The 22,374-nt window shown below is 70.8% G+C and carries 21 protein-coding genes; 16 read left to right on the forward strand and 5 right to left on the reverse strand.

Features of this window, described 5'->3' with window-relative positions; translation table 11 throughout:
- The first annotated feature begins 11 nt into the window (after positions 1-11).
- The 8 genes from SGA01_RS19900 (at position 12) to SGA01_RS19935 (ending at position 6,841) form a co-directional block, all read left to right on the forward strand.
- The gene (locus SGA01_RS19900) at positions 12-659 is read left to right on the forward strand and encodes an HAD family hydrolase (RefSeq protein WP_141297804.1); all 648 of its coding nucleotides are present in this window, start codon (positions 12-14) and stop codon (positions 657-659) included.
- Between the two features lie 43 nt (positions 660-702).
- Positions 703-1,905 (forward strand): MFS transporter, encoded by a 1,203-nt coding sequence (locus SGA01_RS19905; protein ID WP_141297805.1) that lies wholly within the window; start codon positions 703-705, stop codon positions 1,903-1,905.
- Positions 1,874-3,049, forward strand: coding sequence for an acetoin utilization protein AcuC (locus tag SGA01_RS19910; RefSeq protein WP_141297806.1), 1,176 nt, complete (start codon positions 1,874-1,876; stop codon positions 3,047-3,049). Before SGA01_RS19905 ends, SGA01_RS19910 begins: the two co-directional genes overlap by 32 nt.
- A gap of 86 nt (positions 3,050-3,135) precedes the next feature.
- A complete protein-coding gene (locus SGA01_RS19915) occupies positions 3,136-3,951 on the forward strand; it encodes a phosphatase (RefSeq protein WP_141297807.1) in 816 nt (271 codons plus the stop codon).
- A 127-nt stretch (positions 3,952-4,078) separates the two neighbouring features.
- Entirely contained in the window at positions 4,079-4,288 is a 210-nt protein-coding gene (locus SGA01_RS19920) for a helix-turn-helix domain-containing protein (RefSeq protein ID WP_015034391.1), read from the forward strand.
- A 165-nt stretch (positions 4,289-4,453) separates the two neighbouring features.
- The gene (locus SGA01_RS19925) at positions 4,454-4,552 is read left to right on the forward strand and encodes a 30S ribosomal protein bS22 (RefSeq protein ID WP_003948845.1); all 99 of its coding nucleotides are present in this window, start codon (positions 4,454-4,456) and stop codon (positions 4,550-4,552) included.
- A gap of 138 nt (positions 4,553-4,690) precedes the next feature.
- The gene (locus SGA01_RS19930; RefSeq protein WP_057950472.1) at positions 4,691-5,749 is read left to right on the forward strand and encodes an NAD-dependent epimerase/dehydratase family protein; all 1,059 of its coding nucleotides are present in this window, start codon (positions 4,691-4,693) and stop codon (positions 5,747-5,749) included.
- A 15-nt stretch (positions 5,750-5,764) separates the two neighbouring features.
- Positions 5,765-6,841, forward strand: a complete 1,077-nt coding sequence (locus tag SGA01_RS19935) for a lysophospholipid acyltransferase family protein (protein ID WP_141297808.1) — start codon at positions 5,765-5,767, stop codon at positions 6,839-6,841.
- Positions 6,842-6,995: 154 nt separating this feature from the next.
- Here the strand turns inward: SGA01_RS19935 and SGA01_RS19940 are convergent, their stop codons facing one another.
- The 3 genes from SGA01_RS19940 to SGA01_RS19950 form a co-directional block, all read right to left on the reverse strand.
- Entirely contained in the window at positions 6,996-8,258 is a 1,263-nt protein-coding gene (locus tag SGA01_RS19940) for a DUF5667 domain-containing protein (RefSeq protein WP_141297809.1), read from the reverse strand.
- A gap of 312 nt (positions 8,259-8,570) precedes the next feature.
- On the reverse strand, positions 8,571-9,362 hold the full coding sequence (locus SGA01_RS19945) for an ECF subfamily RNA polymerase sigma factor, BldN family (protein ID WP_055642830.1): 792 nt from the start codon (positions 9,360-9,362) through the stop codon (positions 8,571-8,573).
- A 474-nt stretch (positions 9,363-9,836) separates the two neighbouring features.
- Positions 9,837-10,799, reverse strand: coding sequence for an HAD family hydrolase (locus tag SGA01_RS19950; protein WP_141297810.1), 963 nt, complete (start codon positions 10,797-10,799; stop codon positions 9,837-9,839).
- 91 nt (positions 10,800-10,890) lie between these two features.
- On the opposite strand from SGA01_RS19950, the gene SGA01_RS19955 reads away from it, so the two are divergent.
- The 6 genes from SGA01_RS19955 to hemB all read left to right on the forward strand — a co-directional run bounded on the left by SGA01_RS19955 (position 10,891) and on the right by hemB (position 17,409).
- A complete protein-coding gene (locus SGA01_RS19955) occupies positions 10,891-11,169 on the forward strand; it encodes a glutaredoxin family protein (protein WP_055642832.1) in 279 nt (92 codons plus the stop codon).
- A gap of 272 nt (positions 11,170-11,441) precedes the next feature.
- Positions 11,442-12,236 carry a redox-sensing transcriptional repressor Rex gene (locus SGA01_RS19960; protein WP_141297811.1) on the forward strand — a complete coding sequence of 265 codons (795 nt, stop codon included), beginning with the start codon at positions 11,442-11,444 and terminating at the stop codon, positions 12,234-12,236.
- Positions 12,233-13,597: a glutamyl-tRNA reductase gene (locus tag SGA01_RS19965; RefSeq protein WP_055642834.1), complete on the forward strand. Its 1,365-nt coding sequence runs from the start codon at positions 12,233-12,235 to the stop codon at positions 13,595-13,597. Before SGA01_RS19960 ends, SGA01_RS19965 begins: the two co-directional genes overlap by 4 nt.
- Positions 13,594-14,580 (forward strand): hydroxymethylbilane synthase, encoded by a 987-nt coding sequence (hemC, locus tag SGA01_RS19970; protein WP_141297812.1) that lies wholly within the window; start codon positions 13,594-13,596, stop codon positions 14,578-14,580. The genes SGA01_RS19965 and hemC overlap by 4 nt, the downstream gene beginning before the upstream one ends.
- Positions 14,577-16,247 (forward strand): bifunctional uroporphyrinogen-III C-methyltransferase/uroporphyrinogen-III synthase, encoded by a 1,671-nt coding sequence (locus SGA01_RS19975; RefSeq protein WP_055642836.1) that lies wholly within the window; start codon positions 14,577-14,579, stop codon positions 16,245-16,247. The genes hemC and SGA01_RS19975 overlap by 4 nt, the downstream gene beginning before the upstream one ends.
- Positions 16,248-16,404: 157 nt before the next feature.
- Complete coding sequence (hemB, locus tag SGA01_RS19980) at positions 16,405-17,409, forward strand: porphobilinogen synthase (protein ID WP_141297813.1); 1,005 nt, start codon at positions 16,405-16,407, stop codon at positions 17,407-17,409.
- A gap of 22 nt (positions 17,410-17,431) precedes the next feature.
- Here the strand turns inward: hemB and SGA01_RS19985 are convergent, their stop codons facing one another.
- Positions 17,432-18,208 carry a DUF4253 domain-containing protein gene (locus SGA01_RS19985; RefSeq protein WP_141297814.1) on the reverse strand — a complete coding sequence of 259 codons (777 nt, stop codon included), beginning with the start codon at positions 18,206-18,208 and terminating at the stop codon, positions 17,432-17,434.
- Positions 18,209-18,317: 109 nt separating this feature from the next.
- Here SGA01_RS19985 and SGA01_RS19990 point away from each other — a divergent pair, with 109 nt between their 5' ends.
- A complete protein-coding gene (locus tag SGA01_RS19990; protein ID WP_141297914.1) occupies positions 18,318-18,587 on the forward strand; it encodes a DUF1876 domain-containing protein in 270 nt (89 codons plus the stop codon).
- Positions 18,588-18,645: 58 nt separating this feature from the next.
- Here the strand turns inward: SGA01_RS19990 and argS are convergent, their stop codons facing one another.
- A complete protein-coding gene (gene argS, locus SGA01_RS19995; protein ID WP_141297815.1) occupies positions 18,646-20,424 on the reverse strand; it encodes an arginine--tRNA ligase in 1,779 nt (592 codons plus the stop codon).
- A 173-nt stretch (positions 20,425-20,597) separates the two neighbouring features.
- Here argS and lysS point away from each other — a divergent pair, with 173 nt between their 5' ends.
- Entirely contained in the window at positions 20,598-22,322 is a 1,725-nt protein-coding gene (gene lysS / locus SGA01_RS20000; protein WP_141297816.1) for a lysine--tRNA ligase, read from the forward strand.
- Positions 22,323-22,374: the final 52 nt, after the last annotated feature.

A 22,374-nucleotide genomic window follows, 5' to 3' on the forward strand; every position in this document is an offset into this window, starting at 1 on the left:
AGGCTTCGTTCATGCGATACGACTTGGTCATCTTCGACAATGACGGTGTGCTCGTGGACAGCGAGCCGATTTCCAATACGCTCCTCGCCGGCTATCTGACGGAGCTCGGGCATCCGACCTCGTACGAGGAGTCCGTGCGCGACTACATGGGGTCCGCCATGCACCGCATTCACGAGCTGGTCGAGGAGCGGACCGGGGAGCGGTTGCCCGCGGACTTCGACGAGACGTTCCACGCACGGGTCTTCGCGGCTTTCGAGCGGGAGCTGGAGGCCGTGCGCGGGGCCGCGGAGGTGCTGAAGGGACTGGCCGAGGCGGGCGTTCCGTACTGTGTGGCCTCGTCGGGGAGCCATGAGCGGATTCGGGTGGGGCATCGGAAGACCCGGCTCGACGCGTGGTTCCGGGACGAGAACGTCTTCAGCGCCGAGGACGTCGGGCGGGGCAAGCCGGAGCCGGACCTGTTCCTGTACGCCGCCGCCCGGATGGGGGTCGCTCCGGAGCGGTGTGTGGTCGTCGAGGACAGCCGGCTCGGGGTCCAGGCCGCCGTCGCGGCCGGGATGGACGTGTACGGGTTCACGGCGATGACGCCCCAGGAGAAGCTCGCCGGGGCCACCGGGTTCTTCGGGGCGATGGGCGAGCTGCCTGCGACATTGGGTCTGTGATCCATCTACCCATCGGTAGGTCCCGGCCCTACGCTGTGCCGCCATGACAGATGCGCGGTTGCGGCGTGGGCGGGGATCCCTGGGGGTCAGCTTCTTCGTACAGGGGGTCACGTTCGCCCTGCTCGTGACCCGAATACCGGGGATCCAGGACCGGTACGGGATCTCGGACGCGCTGCTGCCGGCGTTCCTCGCCGCGGTGCCGATCCTGGCCGGTGTGGCGAGCGTGACGACCGAGAAGGTCGTCGCCCGGGTCGGGGCCGCGGTGGTGCTGCGGTGGGCGCAACCCGTGGTCCTGCTCGCGCTCCTGGGGGTGGGGGCCGGGACGGAGTTGTGGGAGGCGGCGGTCGCCCTCGGGCTCTTCGGGCTCGCGGTGGGTGCCTTGGACGCCTCCATGAACATGCTGGGGGTGAACCTTCAGCGGGCGTACGGGCGGAGCATCATGCTCGGTTTCCACGCCTCGTACAGCCTCGGTGGGATCGTGGGTGCCTCGCTGGCCTGGGTGGGGGCGCACTGGCACCTGTCGCTTTTCGTGTCGTACCTGCCGGTCGTCGTGGTGTTGCTGCCGGCGGCTCTCGTGGGCAGTCGGTGGTACGGGGCCGGGGAGCACCGGACGGTGAAGGGTGAGGCGGGCGAGAGCCGGGGGAGTGGGGTCGCCTTCGCGCTGCTGCTGCCGCTCTGTCTCGTCATGACCTTCGCGTACATAGGGGACTCCACCGTCTCCAACTGGAGTGCCAAGTACCTCCAGGACGTGCTCGGCAGTTCGGAGGAGGTGGCGACCGTGCCGTACAACGCGTACATGGTGACGACGCTCCTCGGGCGGGCCGTGGGCGATCTCGGGGTGCGGAGGCTCGGGGCGGTGGCGGTCGTCCGGTGCGGGGCGGTGCTCGCTGCACTGGGGTTCGCTGTGGTCGCGGTCGCGCCGGGTGCGTGGGTGGGGATCGCCGGGTTCACTGTGCTGGGGTTCGGGCTGAGCGTGATCGTGCCGCAGACGTTCGCCGCCGCGGGGCGGTTGTTCCCCGGGGCGAGCGACGCGGCGGTCGCGCGGCTCAACGTCTTCAACTACGTCGGGTTCCTGATCGGGTCGCCGTTGGTGGGGGCGCTGGGGGACGCGTTGAGTTACCGGGGGGCGATGCTGGTGCCGATGGTGCTGGTCCTGGTGACGGTGGTGTACGCCACGTCGTTCGGTTCGAGAGAGGCCCGATACGGTGGCGGTCATGAGCGGCCGCGCACTGTTGATGTGGGATGAAGCTGTCACGCAGTACGACTTCGGGTCCGAGCATCCGATGGATCCGGTACGGCTCGCGCTGACGATGTCGCTGGTGCGGGCCTTCGGGCTCGACCGGGCGGTGGACGTGGTGGCGGCGAAGCCGGCCGGGGAGTCGACGCTGCGTCTTGTGCACCGTGAGGACTATGTGGCGGCGGTACGGGCGGCGTCGGTGGACCCGCGCCATGCCGACCAGGCGTACGGGATCGGGACGGTCGACGATCCGGCGTTCGCCGGGATGCACGAGGTGTCGGCGCTGATCGCAGGGCAGTCGGTCGCCGCGGCGGAGGCGGTGTGGCGCGGGGAGGCCGCGCACGCGGTGAACTTCGCGGGCGGGCTGCACCACGCGATGCCGGGGAGTGCGTCGGGGTTCTGTATCTACAACGACGCGTCGCTGGCCATCGCCCGGCTCCTTGAGCTGGGGGCCGAGCGGGTCGCGTACGTGGATGTGGACGTGCACCACGGCGACGGGGTGCAGGCGGCGTTCTGGGAGGATCCGCGGGTCCTGACGATCTCGCTGCACGAGCATCCGCGGACGTTGTTCCCGCAGACCGGGTGGCCGGAGGAGACGGGTGCGGCCGGGCCGGGTGAGGGCGGGGCCGTGAACGTGGCGCTGCCGGCCGGTACGGGGGACGCGGGGTGGCTGCGGGCCTTCCACGCGGTGGTGCCGGAGCTGATCGCGGACTTCCGGCCGCAGGTGATCGTGACGCAGCACGGGGCGGACACGCACTTCGAGGATCCGTTGGCCCATCTGGCGGTGTCGCTGGACGCTCAGCGGGCCGTGCAGGAGGCCTGTCATCAGCTTGCGCACGAGTATGCCGAGGGGCGCTGGCTCGCGCTCGGCGGTGGCGGGTACGCGGTGGTCGACGTGGTGCCGCGGTCGTGGACGCATCTGGTGGGGATCGCCGCGCATGCCCCGGTGGAGCCGGAGTCCGTGATCCCGTCGTCCTGGCGGGACGAGGTGTACGCGCGGACCCGGCAGTTGGGGCCTGCGCGGATGACGGACGGGCGGTGGCCGGTGGAGTTCCGGGACTGGGCCGCGGGGTACGACCCGGCGGACCGGCTGGACCAGGCGGTGCTCGCGACCCGGAAGGCTGCCTTCCCGCTGCGGGGGCTGCTTCCCTAGGGGGTGGCTTGTCGTCGTTACGCCGACTGTGCGCTGTCCCGGGGGTTTCGGCTCCGGGGGCGGCGTGTTCCGGCAGCATCGGGAGGGTGTTGAGTACCGGGGCGCTGCGGGCGCATCTTTTGGCGGCGGGGTTGGCGGGGACGGTGGCGACGTCGCGGGAGGAGAGTCTGCGGAGCTATCGGCTCTTCGCCGCGCGTGATCCGCGGGTGCTGCTGGGGCTCGATCCCGCCTGGGGGTGGGACGAGGCCGATCTGCTGCGGTTGATGGCCGACAAGTGCGGGGTGTCGGGGGACCCGGAGCACCGGTCGGGGCCGGACGTCATCGATCCCGAGCGGACGCTGAGAGGGCTCGACGCCTTCGCGGCGAGGCTGGGGGCGGCGGCCGCGCGACGGGTTCCGGTGCTGCTCGGGACGGGGCATCCGCATCGTCTGCTCGGTTTCTACGTCGCGCTTGCAGACGCTTTGTCGGCGGCGGGATGTCTTGTCCTCACCCCGGCGCAGGGGCGATGTGTCGACATAACGACCCGGTTCGGCGTACGTACGTACCTCCTCGACTACGTACGGGGGGTCGCGCTGGTGCGTGAGCCCGGGCTGTCGGGGGATGGCCGTGAGCCGGGGGCGCACTCGCACTCCGCGCTGCCGGTTAGGGCCGCGCTCGAAAGCGCGGCCGAGGGCGGCGGACCGCTGCCCGAGCTGGTGGTCGGGGACCACGGATGGGTCTGCGGTGCAGGTCAGCTGGGTATCGAGGCCATCGGTCTTGCCGATACGGATGATCCGGCGCTGTTCGTCGGTGAGGCGGAGGGGCAGGTGTCGGTGGCCGTTCCGCTTGATGACGGCGTGCGCTCCGACTACTACCGTCCGCTCACACGCTATGTACTCAATCGAGCGTGTCTGTCACGGTAAACGGCCGATGGCAGCTCCTCTTCCCCACTCGTACCACCCGCCCCTAGTCTGGCGAGTGAGCGCTCGGCGACGAAGAGTCACCGGAGGGGAAGCCGGTGGGCGTCGCGGCGGAAGGTACAGGTGGGTCATGGCTGCTGGCGAGCGACCTCTCAACGAGGTCAAGTTTCTGACCGTGGCGGAAGTCGCCTCGGTGATGCGCGTGTCGAAGATGACCGTGTACCGCTTGGTGCACAGCGGTCATCTGCCGGCGATCCGGGTGGGCAGGTCCTTCCGGGTGCCGGAACAGGCGGTTCACGAGTACCTGAGGGAGTCCTTCGTGGGGGTGGGGACCGCGTAGCGAGCGCGCGGCCGGTATCGCCGGGAAAGTCGCGTACGGCCCTCGGATTACAAGCGTGGTGCTCGGGACGGTAGGCTAGGCCGACGTAGGTCGTGTGGGCCCAGACGCCCCGCACCGATCCCCGCCGGGAGGCGGGGATGTTCCGAGAAGTGAGCGAGGGTAGTCGTGGGCTCTGTTATCAAGAAGCGGCGCAAGCGGATGGCGAAGAAGAAGCACCGCAAGCTGCTTAAGCGCACGCGCGTTCAGCGTCGCAACAAGAAGTAAGGCGACAGCTGCATCGCAGCGTTCAGTGCGTCAGGCGTGGCCCTTCACCGTTCGCGGTGGAGGGCCACGCCTTATTCGCGCCGAAATCCGGAGGCGCTACGGTGGCGACCAACGGAAGACGGACGGAAGGCGCTGATCTTGGGCAGGGTCGTGCTCGTCACCGGTGCCGCCCGGCACCTCGGGGGCCGTTTCGTACGGCGGATCCAGCGGGACCCGGAAGTGGAGCGGGTGATCGCGGTGGACGCGGTCGACCCGGCGCACCAGCTCGGCGCGGCCGAGTTCGTCCGGGCGGACATCCGCCGGCCGGCCATCGCGAAGGTCCTCGCCGAGCACGAGGTCGACACGGTCGTCCACATGGACGTCACCGGTACGGCGCTCGGCGCCGGCGGCCGTACGTCGGTCAAGGAGACCAACGTCATCGGCACCATGCAGCTCCTGGGGGCCTGCCAGAAGTCGCCGCGGATCCAGCGGCTCGTGATCAAGTCGAGTACGAGCGTCTACGGCTCCGCACCGCGCGACCCGGCGGTCTTCACCGAGACCACGGCGGCGAAGTCGCTGCCCAGCGGGGGCTTCGCCAAGGACGCCGTCGAGGTCGAGGGGTACGTGCGGGGCTTTGCCCGGCGCCGGCCCGACGTGGCCGTGTGCGTGCTGCGCTTCGCGAACATCCTCGGGCCGCGGGTGGACTCGCCGCTGGCCGAGTACCTGTCGCTGCCGGTCATGCCGACCGTCCTCGGCTACGACCCGAGGCTTCAGTTCGTCCACGAGGACGACGTGATCGACGTCCTGCGCCTGGCGGCGCACGAGCCCCGCAGGGCCACCCTGAACAGCGGCACGTTCAACGTGGCCGGGGACGGGGTGCTGCTGCTCTCGCAGTGCGCTCGGCGGCTCGGACGGCCGACCGTCCCGGTGCTGCTGCCCGCGGTCACCTGGGTGGGGACGGCGCTGCGCACGGTCGGGATCACCGACTTCGCACCCGAGCAGATCCGGCTGCTCACCCACGGCCGGGTCGTCTCGACGGTGCAGATGCGCGAGGTCCTCGGGTTCTCGCCGCGCTACACGACAGCGGAGACCTTCGCGGACTTCGCGGGCAGCAGGGGGCCGGGCCTTCTGCCGCCGGAGATGCTGGCCGGGGCGGTGGACCGGCTCGCCGGCCGGCTCGCCCCGGCTGCCACCGACTCACTTCACCACGGCGCCTGAGGGGACCGGACAGCGATGGCGGACGCCAAGGTCATTCCGTTCGACGACGACCGTTCGCGGGCCCGTCGTCGGCCCAGCAGGGCCGACGGGGAGGCGGCGGCCGTAAGAGCCCTGCCCGGGGCGCAGCAGAGCCCTCAGGAGCCGGAGGGGGCCGGGGAGGGGCCGGCCGACACAGAGGCGGGGAGCGGACGCGTCGCCGAGACCGGTGCAGGTGTGGAGGCCGGGAGTCGTGCCGGGGCCGTGTCGGGTGCCGGGGGCTGGGAGCGGCGGCTCGCGGGCGGGCTCGCGTTCCTGCGGCGGCGGATCACCGGCGATTACGAGGTCGACGAGTTCGGCTACGACGAGGAGCTCACCGACCAGGTCCTGATGTCGCTGCTGCGCCCGCTGTACGAGAAGTACTTCCGGGTCGAGGTGAAGGGCATCGAGAACATCCCCGACAAGGGCGGGGCCCTGATCGTCGCCAACCACTCGGGGACCCTGCCGCTGGACGGGCTGATGATGCAGGTCGCCGTCCACGACCAGCACCCGGCGGGGCGGCACCTGCGGCTGCTCGCCGCGGATCTGGTCTTCGTCCTGCCGGTGGTCAACGAGCTCGCGCGGAAGGCGGGGCACACCCTGGCCTGCGCGGAGGACGCGGAGCGGCTGCTGCGGGCCGGCGAGATCGTCGGCGTGATGCCGGAGGGCTTCAAGGGCATCGGGAAGCCGTTCTCGGAGCGGTACAAGCTCCAGCGCTTCGGGCGGGGTGGTTTCGTCTCGACGGCGCTGCGGGCGGGGGTGCCGATCGTGCCCTGCTCGATCGTGGGGGCCGAGGAGATCTACCCGATGGTCGGGAACGCCAAGACGCTGGCGAGGGTGCTCGGCGTCCCGTACGTCCCGATCACCCCGACCTTCCCGTGGCTGGGGCCGCTCGGGGCGCTGCCGCTGCCGACGAAGTGGACCATCCAGTTCGGGGAGCCGATTCCGACGGACGGGTACGCGCCGGAGGCGGCGGAGGACCCGATGCTGATGTTCAACCTGACGGACCAGGTCAGGGAGCAGATACAGCACACGCTCTACAAGTTGCTGGTGCAGCGGCGGTCGGTGTTCTTCTGACGGTGCGGCCGGCCGCCGGGATCGCCCGCCCGACGGAAGGAGTCCGGAGCAGCCTTCCGAAGCCCGTGAGGCCCCCTGGGGCCGAGCGGTGCGAGGGAGGCGTGAGGAAGGAGAGAAGGGGCGCCCCCGTCCGTGGGGCGCCCCTTCTCCCTTGTTAGCGAGCGTCCTCGCTGTCGATGCCGAGGCCTGGAAGCAGGCCCGGCAGGAGTGGCGGAAGGGTCACGTCCTCCGGCACGTCGGGGGGTGCCGGGGTCGTGGGTGAGGGTGCCGTCGGCGGGCCGGTCGGGGAAGGCGGCTGGAGTAGCCCCCCGGTGTTGCCGCCGAGGAGACCGTCGTCCTCCGGGGAGGTGGTGCTGCCGCTGTCCGTGCTCGCGCTGGTGCTCGTACCGGTGCTCGGGGTGGGACCGGTCGGGCGGGGCGGGGCGGAGGAGCTGCCTGTGGGCGACGCCTCCTGGGTGGACGGCGGACGCTGGGCGTCCGGTTGCCGGGTGTCCTGCGGGGTGCTGGTCCGGCTGCTCGGGCGCTCGGTGGTGATGCTCTCCTTCTCCAGGGTGCGGGGAAGCACCGACTGGAGCGGCTCCACCTCTTCGTCCATGGCGTCGAAGACCCCGGTCACCTCGCTGCCGACGTCCGCGAGCTGCACGGGGAGTCGGTCGCGGAGGCCGTTCCAGGTGTCCCGGTGGGCCTGGGCGAAGGAGTTGAGCCGGGCCATCGGGCCGATCTCGCCGTCCTGTTCGTACGCCTCGCGGAGCAGGCGGTGGCCTTCGCTGGCGTCGTGCTTCATTCCGCCCAGGACACGGCGGATCTCGGTGAGCGACTCGTGGTCGAGGTCGCCCGAGCGGCCTCGCTCCATGAGTCTGCGGGCCTCGCTGAGCCGGGTGGACGCCTGGTCGAGGTAGATGCCGCCGCGGTCCGCGGCGTCGTCCGCCATGCCGAGCTTGATGTCCTCCATGCCCCGCTTGAGCCCGTACAGCGAGTCACCTGGGAGGGCGTCCGAGCTGGCTGCGGCCACTCCGCCGAAGGCTCCCGCGGCCACACCGACCGTGAGGCCGCCGGCCGCGAGGCCCTTGGACCAGCGGGAGCGTGGGCGGAGTTTGCGGAGCGGGGAGGCCCGGTGGGCTCCCTTGCCGCCCGGGGCCCGTTGCTCCGGGACCGTTGGTCCCGCTGCCGCGCTCCCTTCCATGAGCATCGCTTCCATGGCGGCGACGAGCTGCGCTCGCTGCACCACCTTGACCTCGGGGTCCAGCTGTGGCTTCGGCAGTTCGCCGAGGCCGTTCGCCAGGGCCAACAGCCGTCCATGCTCGGCCGGTTCGGCCGGAGCATCGGGCTGTTCGGCTGCCGCGCCCTCGGCCGCCCGGTCCTCCAGGGCCTGGGCGAAGGCGTTCGCCCGCCGGTGCGCCGATACGTTCGCGATCACTGGCGGCACCTCCTCTCGTCATGACGGTCGACTCCCCGGGGTGTCCGGAAGGTTGCACACCTTGAACGCATCCACACGAACGAGTGAGTGGCTGCGGGCATGGCGTGACCACAGGGAGCCTGCATTCCGCACAACGAGCGGCGCGGCACTTGGGTTACGCGCGAAAGATGATCGGACCAGTGCGTCACCGAGGCGTCACCGACTGTGAGTTGTGCGGGGGTCGTGGGATGTGGGGGAAGGTGCGGGGCATGGGGCGAGGACCGGTGGGACTCGGACCGGGATGCGGGGGCGCGTGTGGGGGGCGCGCACCGGTCAGCGGGCGTCGTCCGGGAGGAGGCGGGCCAGGGTGCGGACGGCCCGGTACTGGAGGGTCTTGATGGCGCCCTCGTTCTTCCCCATGACGCGGGCGGTCTCGGCGACCGAGAGGCCCTGGAGGAAGCGCAGGGTCACGCACTCCTGCTGCTGGGGGTTGAGGCGGCGTACCGCGTCGAGCAGTGCCGCGTTGGAGAGGGACTCCAGGACGGAGTCCTCGGGGCTGCGCTCCACCTCGTTGGCGTCGAGCATCTCGCCGGTCGTCACTTCGAGGCGGAAGCGGCTGGACTTGAAGTGGTCCGCGACGAGGTTGCGGGCGATGGTGACGAGCCAGGCGCCGAAGTCGCGGCCCTGCCAGGTGAAGGTGGAGATCCGGCGCAGGGCGCGCAGGAACGTCTCACTGGTCAGGTCCTCCGCGGTCGCCTTCCCGCCGACGCGGTAGTAGATGTAGCGGTAGACGGTGTCGCTGTACTGGTCGTACAGGCGGCCGAAGGCCTCGGCCTCGCCGGCCTGGGCCCGCTCGACGAGGTCCATCATGCGAGCGCTGTCGCTGTCGGCGGTGGGGCGGCGGGCGGCGGTCGAGGTTCCGGCGCCGCCGCGGGTTCCCCGTCTGCCCACGGCGGCGCTGCCGTCGGCCAGGGCATAGCAAGGGCCGGCGGGTGCCGGTGAGGCGAAGGCGAAGGCGGGGACAGGGCCGGCGTACGCGGTGGGGACGAAGCCGCGCAAGTGGTCGAGGACCGTTGCGCGCAGCGTAGCCAGGCCCGAGGTGTCAACCCCGACGTGTGGGTACACGGGACTCCCAGAGGCAGAGCTTCCATCACGTGCAGTACAGGACCGTTCACTCGTCGTGGCGACGGGAGGGGTCCTTTGTGCGTCTGAGGAGAATAACGCTTCGTACAGGCAGCGCTACACCCAGTTGCTCAAATCACCGATTACGTCGTTTCCGTTACTGCTTGCAGTCGTAACTGGCCACTGTTCGTGACCGGTTGTTGATCGAATTGCTTCCGAGTGTGACTGCGCGGGCGTTGCGTTGTGCTCAAGTGCAGAACGGGTGAGTGATCGGGGCCGCTGCTGGGTAAGGAGCCCGGAATGCCTGGGAGTCGACCTGTGCGGGGGTGTTCGACCACGGACGGGTGAGGGGGCCTGGTCCGGGGTTGTCGCAGATGATCGCAGCCGAAACGTATCGGCAGACCCGTGGCGCGCCGGGGTGAGGCCTCTGCTGCGGAGAGTGCCGAGGGTGCTGCCGGTGCGCGGTGGCCGGTCGGGTCAGCGGCGGCGGCGGTGCAGGGCGACCGCGGCGGCGGTGCCGCCGGCGAGCGCGCCGAGGCCCGCGGCGGCGGGGATGCCGACCTTGGCGGCCTTGCGGCCGGTCCGGTAGTCGCGCAGACGCCACTCCCGGGCCTTTGCGTGCTTGCGGAGCTTGGTGTCCGGGTTGATCGCGTACGGGTGTCCGACGAGCGAGAGCATCGGGATGTCGTTGTGCGAGTCGCTGTAGGCGGCGCAGCGGCTCAGGTCGAGGCCCTCGGCGGCGGCGAGGGCGCGTACGGCCTCGGCCTTGGCCGGTCCGTGCAGGGGTTCGCCGACCAACTTGCCCGTGTAGACGCCGTCGACGGACTCGGCGACCGTGCCGAGCGCGCCGGTCAGGCCGAGGCGCCGGGCGATGATCGTGGCGGTCTCGACCGGGGCGGCCGTGACGAGCCAGACCTTCTGGCCCGCGTCCAGGTGGGCCTGGGCGAGGCCGCGGGTGCCGGGCCAGATGCGGTCGGCCATGTACTCGTCGTAGATCTCCTCGCCGATCGACATCAGTTCGGAGACGCGGTGGCCCTGGACGATGGACAGGGCGCTGTCGCGGGCGTCCTGCATGTGCTCGGGGTCCTCGACGCCGGCGAGCCGGAACCAGGCCTGCTGCCAGGCGAAGCGGGCGAGCTCGCGGCGCTGGAAGAACTTCCGCTTGTACAGGCCGCGGCCGAAGTGGAAGATCGCGGCGCCCTGCATCACGGTGTTGTCGAGGTCGAAGAAGGCCGCTGCCTCTTCGTCGCCGACGACGGGGAACTCGGGTTCGGCGGGGGCGGCGGGTTCGGTGGCCGCGGTCTCGGCAGCCGCCTCCTCCCGCTCGCGTTCCAGCTGGAGCGAGGACTTCCGCGCTGCCTCGGCAGCGGCCTCGCCTGCGAGGACGCTGCGCGCGGTGGCGGAGCGCCTACGAGGGGTGAGCCATCCCAGAGCGGCCATGTCGTGAGCATAGCCAGTCTGTTCGGTACTTCCCGACTTGTGACGATGCCGGGGCGTGAACACTGCGGGGCTCCCCTGTTAATTGGACAGAATGGACGTCATGTTCGGACGGACGAAGAAGAAGGACGCCGCATCGCGCACCGTGACGCTGATCGGCAAGCCGGGTTGCCATCTCTGTGACGACGCCCGGGCGGTGATCGAGGCCGTGTGTGCTGAAACAGGGGCACGATGGGAGGAGAAGGACATCACGCTCGACGAGGAGCTCCACAGGGCGTACTGGGAGCAGATCCCCGTCGTTCTCGTCGACGGTGAACAGCACACCTTCTGGCGCGTGGATCCTCAGCGGCTCCGGCGCGAACTGGGTGCGTGACCGAAAGGCGGTTACCATCATGGACGTTTTGTTGGGTTTCGGGGGCGGCGTCGTGAGGAGTGTGTGCGGTTTTGCCCCCTTCGGGATCTCAACGCTCTGACCTGCTCCGCGGTTCCGCGACGATGGGAACCAGCCGCGTGACCCCGGTCACTTTGGCCGGACAAAACGGACACCATCTTTGTGCACGCGTTCACAAAGACATAGCCTGCATTCGACGGGGCGGTCTTGGGACATATGGCCGCCTGCAGCCCCGCTCATCCCGCAGGAGCACCGTGGCAACTGGCCGAACTCACCGACCGGCGACCCGTAGCCGAGGAATTCCCGAGGCCACCGTCGCCCGGCTTCCGCTGTATCTGCGCGCACTGACCGCGCTGTCGGAGCGCTCCGTACCCACGGTCTCCTCCGAGGAGCTCGCGGCCGCCGCGGGCGTCAACTCCGCGAAGCTGCGCAAGGACTTCAGCTACCTCGGCTCGTACGGCACCCGTGGTGTCGGCTACGACGTCGAGTACCTCGTCTACCAGATCTCCCGTGAGCTGGGGCTCACCCAGGACTGGCCCGTGGTCATCGTCGGCATCGGTAACCTCGGCGCCGCGCTCGCCGGCTACGGCGGCTTCGCCTCCCGTGGCTTCCGGGTCGCCGCGCTGATCGACGCCGACCCCGCCATGACCGGCAAGCCGGTCGCCGGGATCCCCGTCCAGCACAGCGACGACCTCGAGAAGATCATCAACGAGGACGGCGTCTCCATCGGCGTCATCGCGACACCGGCCGGCGTCGCCCAGCAGGTCTGCGACCGGCTCGTGGCCGCCGGAGTCACCTCCATCCTGAACTTCGCCCCGACCGTGCTCTCCGTGCCCGACGGCGTGGACGTGCGCAAGGTCGACCTCTCCATCGAGCTCCAGATCCTCGCCTTCCACGAGCAGCGGAAGGCCGGCGAGGAGGCGGGCGCCGAGGGCGGCCCGGACTCGGGCACGGACACCGGTGCGCCCACCGCGCCGCCCGCCGCCCGCACCGCGGGCGGCAGCCGTAAGGGACCCGACGGGGACGTCCCCGCCGTGATGCCGGCATGAGCCTCCTCGTCGTCGGGCTGAGCCACCGCAGCGCCCCGGTCTCCATCCTGGAGCGGGCCGCGCTGCCGCAGGACACCCAGATCAAGCTCCTCCAGGACACCCTCGCCGCCGAACCGGCCGCCGAGGCCACCGCCCTGGCCACCTGCAACCGCATCGAGCTCTACGCCGACGTGGACAAGTTCCACGCCGGTGTCGCCGAGCTGTCCACGCTGCTCGCGCAGCACAGCGGCGTCGGCCTGGACGAGCTCACTCCCTATCTCTACGTGCACTACGAGGACCGGGCCGTCCACCACCTCTTCTCGGTGGCCTGCGGGCTCGACTCCATGGTCGTCGGCGAGGGCCAGATCCTCGGCCAGATCAAGGACGCGCTCGCGCTCGGCCAGGAGCAGCACACCGCCGGACGCCTCCTCAACGACCTGTTCCAGCAGGCCCTGAGGGTCGGCAAGCGCGCCCACAGCGAGACCGGGATCGACCGGGCCGGGCAGTCGCTCGTCACCTTCGGCCTCGAGCAGATCGCCGGCGGCGAGGGCGAGGCCGACGTCGACACCTGGGCCAAGGGCAAGCGGGCGCTCGTCATCGGGGCCGGATCGATGTCCTCGCTGGCCGCGGCCACCCTCGCGCGCTCCGGCGTCTCCGAGGTCGTGATCGCCAACCGCACCCTGGCCCGCGCCGAGCGGCTCGCCCAGATCCTGAGCGAGCCCGGTGGTACGGGAGTGGCCGCACGCGCGGTCGAGATGGTTGCCGTCGGCGACGAACTGACACGTGCCGACGTCGTCGTCTCCTGCACCGGCGCCACCGGACTCGTCCTCACCGCCGAGGCCGTCGAGACCGCCGTACAGGGCCGCCGTGCCCCGCTCGCCCTGCTCGACCTCGCCATGCCCCGCGACATCGACGCCGCCGCGCACCGGATCCCCGGTGTCCGGCTCGTCGACATCGAGTCGCTCGCCGAGGCCTCCGCCGACGCGCCCATGGCCGCCGACGTCGACCAGGTCCGGGGCATCGTCTCCGACGAGGTCGCCGCCTTCGGCGCCGCCCAGCGCGCCGCGCACATCACCCCGACCGTCGTCGCCCTGCGCACGATGGCCGCCGATGTCGTGGCCAACGAGGTCGCCCGGCTGGAAGGCCGACTGCCCGACCTCGACGACAAGCAGCGCGCCGAGATCACCCAGACCGTGCGACGCGTGGTCGACAAGCTCCTGCACGCGCCGACCGTGCGGGTCAAGCAGCTGGCCAGCGAGCCCGGCGGTGCCGGGTACGCGGACGCGCTGCGGACACTCTTCGACCTCGACCCGGAGACGGTCGCATCCGTCAGCCGGGCCGACCTGAATGACGCCGACGTCAAGAACCGAGGGCGAGTATGACCGAGAGGGCACTGAGGCTCGGGACCAGGCGCAGCAAGCTCGCCATGGCCCAGTCCGGGCACGTGGCCGACGCCGTCCGGCAGCTGACCGGCCGGCCCGTCGAGCTCGTGGAGATCACGACGTACGGGGACACCTCCCGGGAGCACCTCGCGCAGATCGGCGGCACCGGCGTCTTCGTCGCCGCCCTGCGCGACGCGCTGCTCGCCGGTGAGGTGGACTTCGCCGTCCACTCGCTGAAGGACCTGCCGACCGCGCAGCACCCCGAGCTGGTGCTGGCCGCGATCCCGAAGCGCGAGGACCCGCGCGACGTACTGATCGCACGGGACGGCATCACGCTCGACCGGCTGCCCAAGGGTGCCCGTGTCGGCACCGGTTCGCCGCGGCGCATGGCCCAGCTCCACGCTTATGCGCGCAGCCACGGCCTGGAGATCACCTGTGTCCCGATCCGGGGGAACATCGACACCCGTGTCGGCTACGTACACAGCGGTGAACTGGACGCGGTGGTACTCGCCGCGGCCGGTCTCAACCGCATCGGCGGGACCGCGGAGCTGACCGGCTCCCTGTCGCTCGACCACCTGTCGGTCGACTCGGTCCTGCCCGCCCCCGGTCAGGGGGCCCTGGCGATCGAATGCCCGGCGTCCGACGCCGAGCTCGTCGCCACGCTCGCCGCTCTCGACGACCCGCACACGCGGGCCGCCGTGACCGCCGAGCGATCCCTGCTCGCCGCCCTGGAGGCCGGCTGCTCCGCACCCGTGGGTGCGCTGGCCGACCTGCTGGCCGACGACCCCGGTCACGGGCAGGTTGTCACCGAAATGCGCCTGCGCGGCGTCGTCGGCACCACCGACGGCTCGACGCTGGTGCAGCTGTCCACCACCGGTCCCGTACCCACCTCGCACGACGAGGCGATGGCGCTCGGACGCGAACTCGCGGACGAGATGCTCGCCAAGGGTGCGGCTGGTCTTATGGGGGAGCGAGCACTTTGAACCCCACCCGCCCGACCACCAGCCCTGTGTCCTCGGCCTTCACCGGCCACGGGCACGTCACGTTCCTCGGCGCAGGACCGGGAGACCCCGGACTGCTGACCCTCAGGGCCGTCGAGGCCCTCGCGGGCGCGGACGTCCTGATCGCCGAGCCGGAGGTGCTCGAGGTCGTTCGCGACCATGCGCGTGCGGGGGTGAGCACGCCTGAGCTGACGGTTGTTGACGAGGCGTCAACAGCCGCCGGAGTCCCCGTGTTGAGGGATGCCGCCAATCTTGTCATGGAGGCCGCGAGGGGCGGCAGGCGGGTCGTCCGTGCGGTGACCGGCGACCCCGGTCTCGACGGGAACGCGGGAGCCGAGATGCTCGCCTGCGCCGCCGAGGGCATCCCCTTCGAGGTCGTCCCCGGTGTCGCCACCGCCGTCGGCGTGCCCGCCTACGCCGGTGTCCCGCTGCGTGACGCGCAGGGCACGGACGTGCGGTTCGTCGACGCCAGGACCGCCGACGAGCGGTGCTGGGCCGAGGTCGGCGCCTCCGACGGCACCGTCGTCGTGTCCACCTCGCTCGACTCGGTGGCCGCGGCCGCCGGTGAACTGGTGGCGGCAGGCCGTAAGCCGGACACCCCGCTCACCGTCACGATCGCGGGCACGACCACCCGGCAGCGGACCTGGACCGCGACGCTCGGCACGATCGCCCAGGTCTTCAAGCAGGGCAAGATCCTCCCCTCGCCCGAGGGCCACCGACCCGTCATAGCCGTGGTCGGCGAGCGCAGCGCCCCGGCGCAGCGGGACCAGCTGTCGTGGTTCGAGTCGAAGCCGCTCTTCGGGTGGCGGGTGCTCGTGCCGCGCACCAAGGAGCAGGCCGCCTCGCTCTCCGACCAGCTGCGTTCGTACGGAGCGGTGCCGCACGAGGTGCCGACGATCGCCGTCGAGCCGCCGCGGACCCCGCAGCAGATGGAGCGGGCGGTCAAGGGGCTCGTCACCGGACGGTACGAGTGGATCGCCTTCACCTCGGTGAACGCGGTGAAGGCCGTACGGGAGAAGTTCGAGGAGTACGGGCTCGACGCGCGTGCCTTCGCCGGGATCAAGGTCGCGGCGGTGGGCGAGCAGACTGCCGCGGCGCTGGTCGACTTCGGTGTGAAGCCGGACCTGGTGCCGAGCGGTGAGCAGTCGGCGGCGGGGCTTCTCGAGGACTGGCCGCCCTACGACCCGGTCTTCGACCCGATCGACCGCGTCTTCCTGCCGCGGGCCGACATCGCGACCGAGACGCTGGTCGCCGGGCTCATCGAGCTCGGGTGGGAGGTCGACGACGTCACCGCCTACCGGACCGTACGGGCGTCGCCGCCGCCGGCGGACACGCGCGAGGCGATCAAGGGGGGCGGGTTCGACGCCGTTCTCTTCACGTCGTCGTCGACCGTGCGGAACCTGGTCGGTATCGCCGGGAAGCCGCACAACGTGACGGTGATCGCGTGCATCGGTCCCGCTACGGCCAAGACGGCCGAGGAGCACGGGCTGCGGGTGGACGTGCTGTCGCCCGAGCCGTCCGTGCACAAGCTGGCGGAGGCGCTGGCGGACTTCGGGCTGCGGCGGCGGGAGGCCGCGCTGGAGGCCGGGGATCCGGTGACGCGGCCGAGTGAGCGGCGGCCGGGGGCGCGGAGGCGGCGGACCACGTAGGTGGGTGTTTGCCCGGTCGGGGCGCGGGTTCCTTTTTGGGGCCCGCGCCCTGGTGCGTTTCGGGCGCACCATGCGTGCGGCGTTCTGGTCGGCGGCAGGTTCGGCGGCAACAAGGTGTCGGTAAGAGCACTGTTTGGGCGGGCGTAGCCTCGGGATTATGAACTCGTACGGATCCTTTCCCGGGGCGCGGCCGCGGCGGCTGCGGACGACGCCCGCCATGCGGCGCATGGTTGCCGAGACGCGGTTGCAGCCGGCCGATCTGATCCTTCCCGCGTTCGTGCGCGAGGGGATCACCGAGCCCGTGCCGATCGCGGCCATGCCCGGCGTAGTGCAGCACACGCGGGACACCCTGCGGAAGGCCGCCGTGGAGGCGCTGGAGGCCGGGGTCTCCGGGATCATGCTCTTCGGTGTTCCCGAGGACGCGAAGAAGGACGCCGCAGGGACGGCGGGCACCGACCCGGAGGGGATCCTGCAGGTCGCCATCCGGGACGTGAAGGCCGAGGTCGGCGACGACCTCGTCATCATGTCCGACCTGTGTCTCGACGAGTACACGGATCATGGGCACTGCGGTGTTCTCGACGGGGACGGGCGGGTCGACAACGACGCCACGCTCGAGCGGTACGCCGAGATGGCGCAGGTGCAGGCCGACGCGGGCGTTCACGTGGTCGGGCCCTCCGGGATGATGGACGGGCAGGTCGGGGTGGTCCGCGACGCCCTGGACACCATCGGCAAGGAGGACGTGTCGATCCTCGCGTACACCGCGAAGTACTCCTCCGCCTTCTACGGCCCCTTCCGCGAGGCCGTCGGCTCCTCCCTCCAGGGCGACCGCAAGACCTACCAGCAGGACCCGGCCAACCTCCGCGAGTCGATGCGCGAGCTCGCCCTCGACCTGGAGGAGGGCGCGGACATGGTGATGGTGAAGCCCGCCGGCCCCTACCTGGACGTGCTCGCGAAGGTCGCCGAGTCCGTGGACGTGCCGGTCGCCGCCTACCAGATCAGCGGTGAGTACGCGATGGTCGAGGCCGCCGCCGAGAAGGGCTGGATCGACCGCGACCGGGCGATCTTCGAGACCCTCACCGGCATCCGGCGGGCCGGCGCGCAGATGATCCTCACCTACTGGGCCACCGAGGTCGGGCAGAAGCTGTCCGCCGGACGCCGGTAGGTCCGGGTCTGCTTCTGGTGGGCTAGTCCCACCAGAAGCTCCACACCGGGGTGTCCAGGAGAGCCTTGCGGGCGTAGGCGCGGAGGTTGTCGTGGTGGCCCTGCGTGATGTTGTCCGGGCAGAACGCGAAGTGTTCCGCCGCCACCGCCTCGGCCTCCTCGACGGTCCGGGGCGGGGACGCCACCGAGACCACCAGCTGGTCGAAGGTGAGCGCGACGACGCGGGCCCCGAAACGGTCCTCCCAGGAGCGCAGCACCGCGGACAGACGAGCCACGTCGTTCTCGTGGTTCAGCGGCCCGGTCCAGCCGATGACCGCCGGGATGTCGGCGCTGCGCCGTGCCGGAACCAGGGCCGGGCGGGCGTCCTCCAGCCAGAAGCCCGGCTCCGTCAGCATCTCGGCGACCGTGGCCGCCGCCGCGTCGGGGTCCGTGTCGTACGGCTGCGCCGGGGCCAGGCCCGGCCAGCCGGCGCTCCCGGGTATCTCGTCGGACGCGTTCGCGTCCCAGAAGTCCGCGAGGACCTCGTCGGCCTCGTGGTCGGCCGGATCGCTCATCCGCTCCGGCATCAGCTCCCACCGGTCCAGGCCCCACTCGCCGCCCAGCAGCACCGGCAGCAGCCCCGCCGTGCGGGCCGCCGGGCGCAGCGCGGCCCAGGCGGCGGGCCCCGCCGCGCCGTGTCCCGACCAGAGGTACGGGGCGTCCGCCGGGCCGGTGACGGCGCCGGGCGGCAGGTCGAGACCGAGGGAACGGCCGGTCGGATCGGAGACGAGCTGGGGCAGCTGGTTCGGGATCATCGCCATGCCGAGAACGTACGGGGCGCCACTGACAACGGGGCGAGTGGTGCGGCGGCACCGGGCGGCGCACTCTGGAGAGGTAGCCGACAGGTCCTCGCTGGAGGTGGTCCTCATGATGCACACGCTTGTCGGATGGCACGTGGAGATGGAGTTCCAGGAGGAGGGCGACCGGACGAGGGCGGCGGCGATGGTCCGGCTCACGGACGGCACCGAGTTCCGTGCCCACGGCTCGGCCAACCGGCACCCCTCCGATCCGGACCAGCTGCGGGTCGGCGAGGAGATCGCGGGCGCCCGCGCGCTCATGGATCTCGCCTCCCAGCTGCTCCAGAAGGCCCACACGGAGATCGACGAGGTCTCGGGCAGGACCTCGCGCGCCATTCGTTGACGAGGAAGCCCCCGATACGGGGATCCGTATCGGGGGCTTCGCTTCGAGAGATGTCAGGTCAGAGGCGCTCGGGGGTGCGGATGCCCAGGAGAGCCATGCCCTGGTGGAGCGTGCGGGCCGTCAGGTCGCAGAGGAAGAGGCGGTTCTCCGCGACCTCCTGCGCCGGCGCCGGCTTGATGACCGGGCACTGGTCGTAGAACGTCGTGTAGAGCGACGCGAGCTGGTACAGGTACGCGGCGAGCTTGTGCGGGGCGTACTCCGAGGCCGTCTCGGCGATGACCTCGCCGAACTGGTCCAGGTGCAGGCCGAGCGCGCGCTCCGCCGGGGCCAGCTCCAGCTCCGGGTGGGCCAGCGGCGTGCGGTCGCCGGCCTTCCCGAAGATCGACCTGATCCGCGCGTACGCGTACTGCAGGTACACCGACGTGTCGCCGTTCAGCGACACCATCTGGTCCAGGTCGAACTTGTAGTCGCGCGCGGCGGACGTCGACAGGTCGGCGTACTTGACCGCGCCGATGCCCACGTACCGGCCGTTCTCGACGATCTCCGACTCGCTCAGGCCCACCTTCTCGGCCTTCTCGCGCACGACCGTCGTCGCCCGGTCCACGGCCTCGTCCAGCAGGTCCACCAGCCGGACCGTCTCGCCCTCACGGGTCTTGAACGGCTTGCCGTCCTTGCCGAGGACCGTGCCGAACGCCAGCTGGACGGCCTTCACGTCGTCGTTCAGCCAGCCGGCCCGCCGAGCCGTCTCGAAGACCATCTTGAAGTGCAGCGACTGACGGGCGTCCACCACGTACAACAGGGACGACGCCTTCAGGTTCTGGACGCGGTCGCGGATCGCGGACAGGTCCGTCGCCGCGTACCCGAAGCCGCCGTCGGACTTCTGGACGATCAGCGGGGTCGGGTTGCCGTCCGGGCCCTTCACGTCGTCGAAGAAGACGCACAGCGCGCCCTCGGAGCGGACGGCGACGCCCGACTCCTCGAGGATGCGGCAGGTCTCCGCCAGCATGTCGTTGTAGCCGGACTCGCCGACGATGTCGGGGTCGTCGATGTCCATGTCGAGCTTCTCGAAGACCGAGTAGAAGTAGATCTTCGACTCGTCCACGAACCGCTGCCACAGGGCCAGCGTCTCCGGCTCGCCCGCCTGGAGGTCGACGACCCGGGCACGCGCCCGCGTCTTGAACTCCTCGTCCGCGTCGAAGAGGGTGCGCGAGGCCTTGTACAGCCGGTTGAGGTTCGACATGGCCTCCTCACCGGAGACGTCGGCGCCCTTGTCCTCGGCCTTGTGGTCCAGCTCGTGCGGGTGCTCGATCAGGTACTGGATGAGCATGCCGAACTGGGTGCCCCAGTCGCCGATGTGGTGCCGGCGGACGACGCTCTCGCCCGTGAACTCCAGGATCTCCACCATCGCGGCGCCGATCACGGCGGAGCGCAGGTGGCCGACGTGCATCTCCTTCGCCACGTTCGGCTGGGCGTAGTCGATGACCGTCGTGCCGGCCGACTCGTTGAACGGCACGCCGAGCCGGGCGTCGGCGGCGCGCGCCGCGAGGGTCTCGACGATCGCCGAGTCCGTCACGGTGATGTTCAGGAAGCCGGGGCCGGAGACCTCGATCTCCTTCAGGACGTCGTTCGCCGGGATGGCGTCGACGACCTTCGTCGCCAGCTCACGCGGGTTGCCCTTGAGCTGCTTGGCCAGCGCCAGGATGCCGTTGGCCTGGAAATCGGCCCGGTCGCTTCGTCGCAGCAGCGGGTCGGCGGACGCGGCCTCCGGCAGGGCTGCCGAGAGTCCGTCCGCGAGGCGCTGCTGCACGGTCGAAGCGAGGGAAGGGACCGAGGCCATGAGCTTCCGTTCCTGTTGAGTTCGTCAGGTCTATTTCGCTTGTCAAGTGTCCCATGGGAGAGCAACGTGTTTTCTCCGCCTGTGGACAACCTCGGAGCGCGTCCTTCCGTCTGGGAGAATGGCTCGCGTAGGGCTGTCAGGCAGAACCCCTCAGGAAGAAGGACGTACCGACCGTGGCTCAGAGCAGCACCGAGACCGACTGGGTCTCCCGTTTCGCGGACGAGGTCATCGCCGAGTCGGAGCGACGTGCGCCTGGCAAACCGGTCGTCGTCGCCTCCGGCCTCTCCCCGTCCGGCCCCATCCACCTCGGAAACCTCCGCGAGGTCATGACCCCGCACCTGGTCGCCGACGAGATCCGCCGCCGCGGGCACGAGGTCAGGCACCTGATCTCCTGGGACGACTACGACCGCTACCGCAAGGTGCCGAACGGCATCGAGGGCATCGACGCGTCCTGGGCCGAGCACATCGGCAAGCCGCTGACCTCCGTCCCGGCGCCCGCCGGCTCGCCCCACCCGAACTGGGCCGAGCACTTCAAGGCCGCCATGGTCGAGTCGCTGGCCGAGCTGGGCGTCGAGTACGACCCGATCAGCCAGACCGAGCAGTACACCGCCGGCACCTATCGCGAGCAGATCCTGCACGCGATGAAGCACCGCGGTGCCATCGACGGCATCCTCGACCAGTACCGGACGAAGAAGGCCGCCAAGAAGCAGTCGCAGAAGCCTCTCGACGAGGCCGAGCTGGAGGCCGAGGAGGGCTCCGGCGCCGCCGCCGAGGACGACGGCTCCGGCGGCGCCTCCGGCTACTTCCCGTACAAGCCGTACTGCGGGCAGTGCGAGAAGGACCTCACCACGGTCACCTCGTACGACGACGAGACCACCGAGCTCGCCTACACCTGCACGAACTGCGGCTTCGCCGAGACTGTGAAGCTCAGCGAGTTCAACCGCGGCAAGCTGGTCTGGAAGGTCGACTGGCCGATGCGCTGGGCCTACGAGGGCGTCATCTTCGAGCCCTCCGGCGTCGACCACTCCTCGCCCGGCTCCTCCTTCGTCGTCGGCGGCCAGATCGTCCGCGAGATCTTCGACGGCGTCCAGCCCATCGGCCCCATGTACGCCTTCGTGGGCATCAGCGGCATGGCCAAGATGTCCTCCTCGCGCGGCGGTGTACCGACCGCCGCCGACGCGCTGAAGATCATGGAAGCGCCGCTGCTGCGCTGGCTGTACGCCCGCCGCAAGCCCAACCAGTCCTTCAAGATCGCCTTCGACCAGGAGATCCAGCGGCTCTACGACGAGTGGGACAAGCTGGAGGCCAAGGTCGCGGACGGCACCGTGCTCCCCGCCGACGCCGCGGCCCACACCCGCGCGGCCCGCACCGCCGCCGGCGAGCTGCCCCGCACGCCGCGCCCGCTGCCGTACCGCACGCTCGCCTCGGTCATGGACATCACGGCCGGCCACGACGAGCAGACCCTGCGGATCCTGACCGAGCTCGACCCGGAGAACCCGGTCACCTCCCTCGACGAGGTCCGGCCGCGCCTCGACCGCGCCGAGAACTGGATCACCAACCAGGTCCCGGCCGACCAGCGCACCATCGTCCGCGACGAGCCCGACACCGAGCTCCTCGGCACCCTGGACGACGAGGGCCGCGAGTCGCTGCGTCTCCTCCTGGAGGGCCTGGACACCCACTGGTCGCTCGACGGGCTCACCACGCTCGTCTACGGCGTCCCGAAGATCCAGGCCGGGCTCGACCCCGAGGCCAAGCCGACGCCCGAGCTGAAGCTCGCCCAGCGCGCCTTCTTCGCCCTGCTCTACAAGCTCCTCGTGAGCCGTGAGACCGGGCCGCGTCTGCCCACGCTGCTCCTCGCGGTGGGGGCGGAGCGGGTGCGGAAGCTGCTCGGCGCTTAAGCGTATGAGCGTGTGAGTGCGTGAAAGGGCCGCCATCCGGAATCCGGGTGGC

Origin of the sequence: Streptomyces gardneri (assembly GCF_006539185.1) — a bacterium.
Classification (GTDB): Bacteria; Actinomycetota; Actinomycetes; order Streptomycetales; family Streptomycetaceae; genus Streptomyces; species Streptomyces gardneri.

Bases quoted from the DNA above. Each gene is read 5' to 3' on its own strand.
- SGA01_RS19900 (WP_141297804.1), top strand. From the start codon at position 12: ATGCGATACGACTTGGTCATCTTCGACAATGACGGTGTGCTCGTGGAC.
- SGA01_RS19905 (WP_141297805.1), top strand. From the start codon at position 703: ATGACAGATGCGCGGTTGCGGCGTGGGCGGGGATCCCTGGGGGTCAGC.
- SGA01_RS19910 (WP_141297806.1), top strand. From the start codon at position 1,874: ATGAGCGGCCGCGCACTGTTGATGTGGGATGAAGCTGTCACGCAGTAC.
- SGA01_RS19920 (WP_015034391.1), top strand. From the start codon at position 4,079: ATGGCTGCTGGCGAGCGACCTCTCAACGAGGTCAAGTTTCTGACCGTG.
- SGA01_RS19935 (WP_141297808.1), top strand. From the start codon at position 5,765: ATGGCGGACGCCAAGGTCATTCCGTTCGACGACGACCGTTCGCGGGCC.
- SGA01_RS19950 (WP_141297810.1), bottom strand. From the start codon at position 10,799: ATGGCCGCTCTGGGATGGCTCACCCCTCGTAGGCGCTCCGCCACCGCG.
- SGA01_RS19955 (WP_055642832.1), top strand. From the start codon at position 10,891: ATGGACGTCATGTTCGGACGGACGAAGAAGAAGGACGCCGCATCGCGC.
- SGA01_RS19965 (WP_055642834.1), top strand. From the start codon at position 12,233: ATGAGCCTCCTCGTCGTCGGGCTGAGCCACCGCAGCGCCCCGGTCTCC.
- hemC (WP_141297812.1), top strand. From the start codon at position 13,594: ATGACCGAGAGGGCACTGAGGCTCGGGACCAGGCGCAGCAAGCTCGCC.
- hemB (WP_141297813.1), top strand. From the start codon at position 16,405: ATGAACTCGTACGGATCCTTTCCCGGGGCGCGGCCGCGGCGGCTGCGG.
- SGA01_RS19985 (WP_141297814.1), bottom strand. From the start codon at position 18,208: ATGGCGATGATCCCGAACCAGCTGCCCCAGCTCGTCTCCGATCCGACC.
- SGA01_RS19990 (WP_141297914.1), top strand. From the start codon at position 18,318: ATGCACACGCTTGTCGGATGGCACGTGGAGATGGAGTTCCAGGAGGAG.
- argS (WP_141297815.1), bottom strand. From the start codon at position 20,424: ATGGCCTCGGTCCCTTCCCTCGCTTCGACCGTGCAGCAGCGCCTCGCG.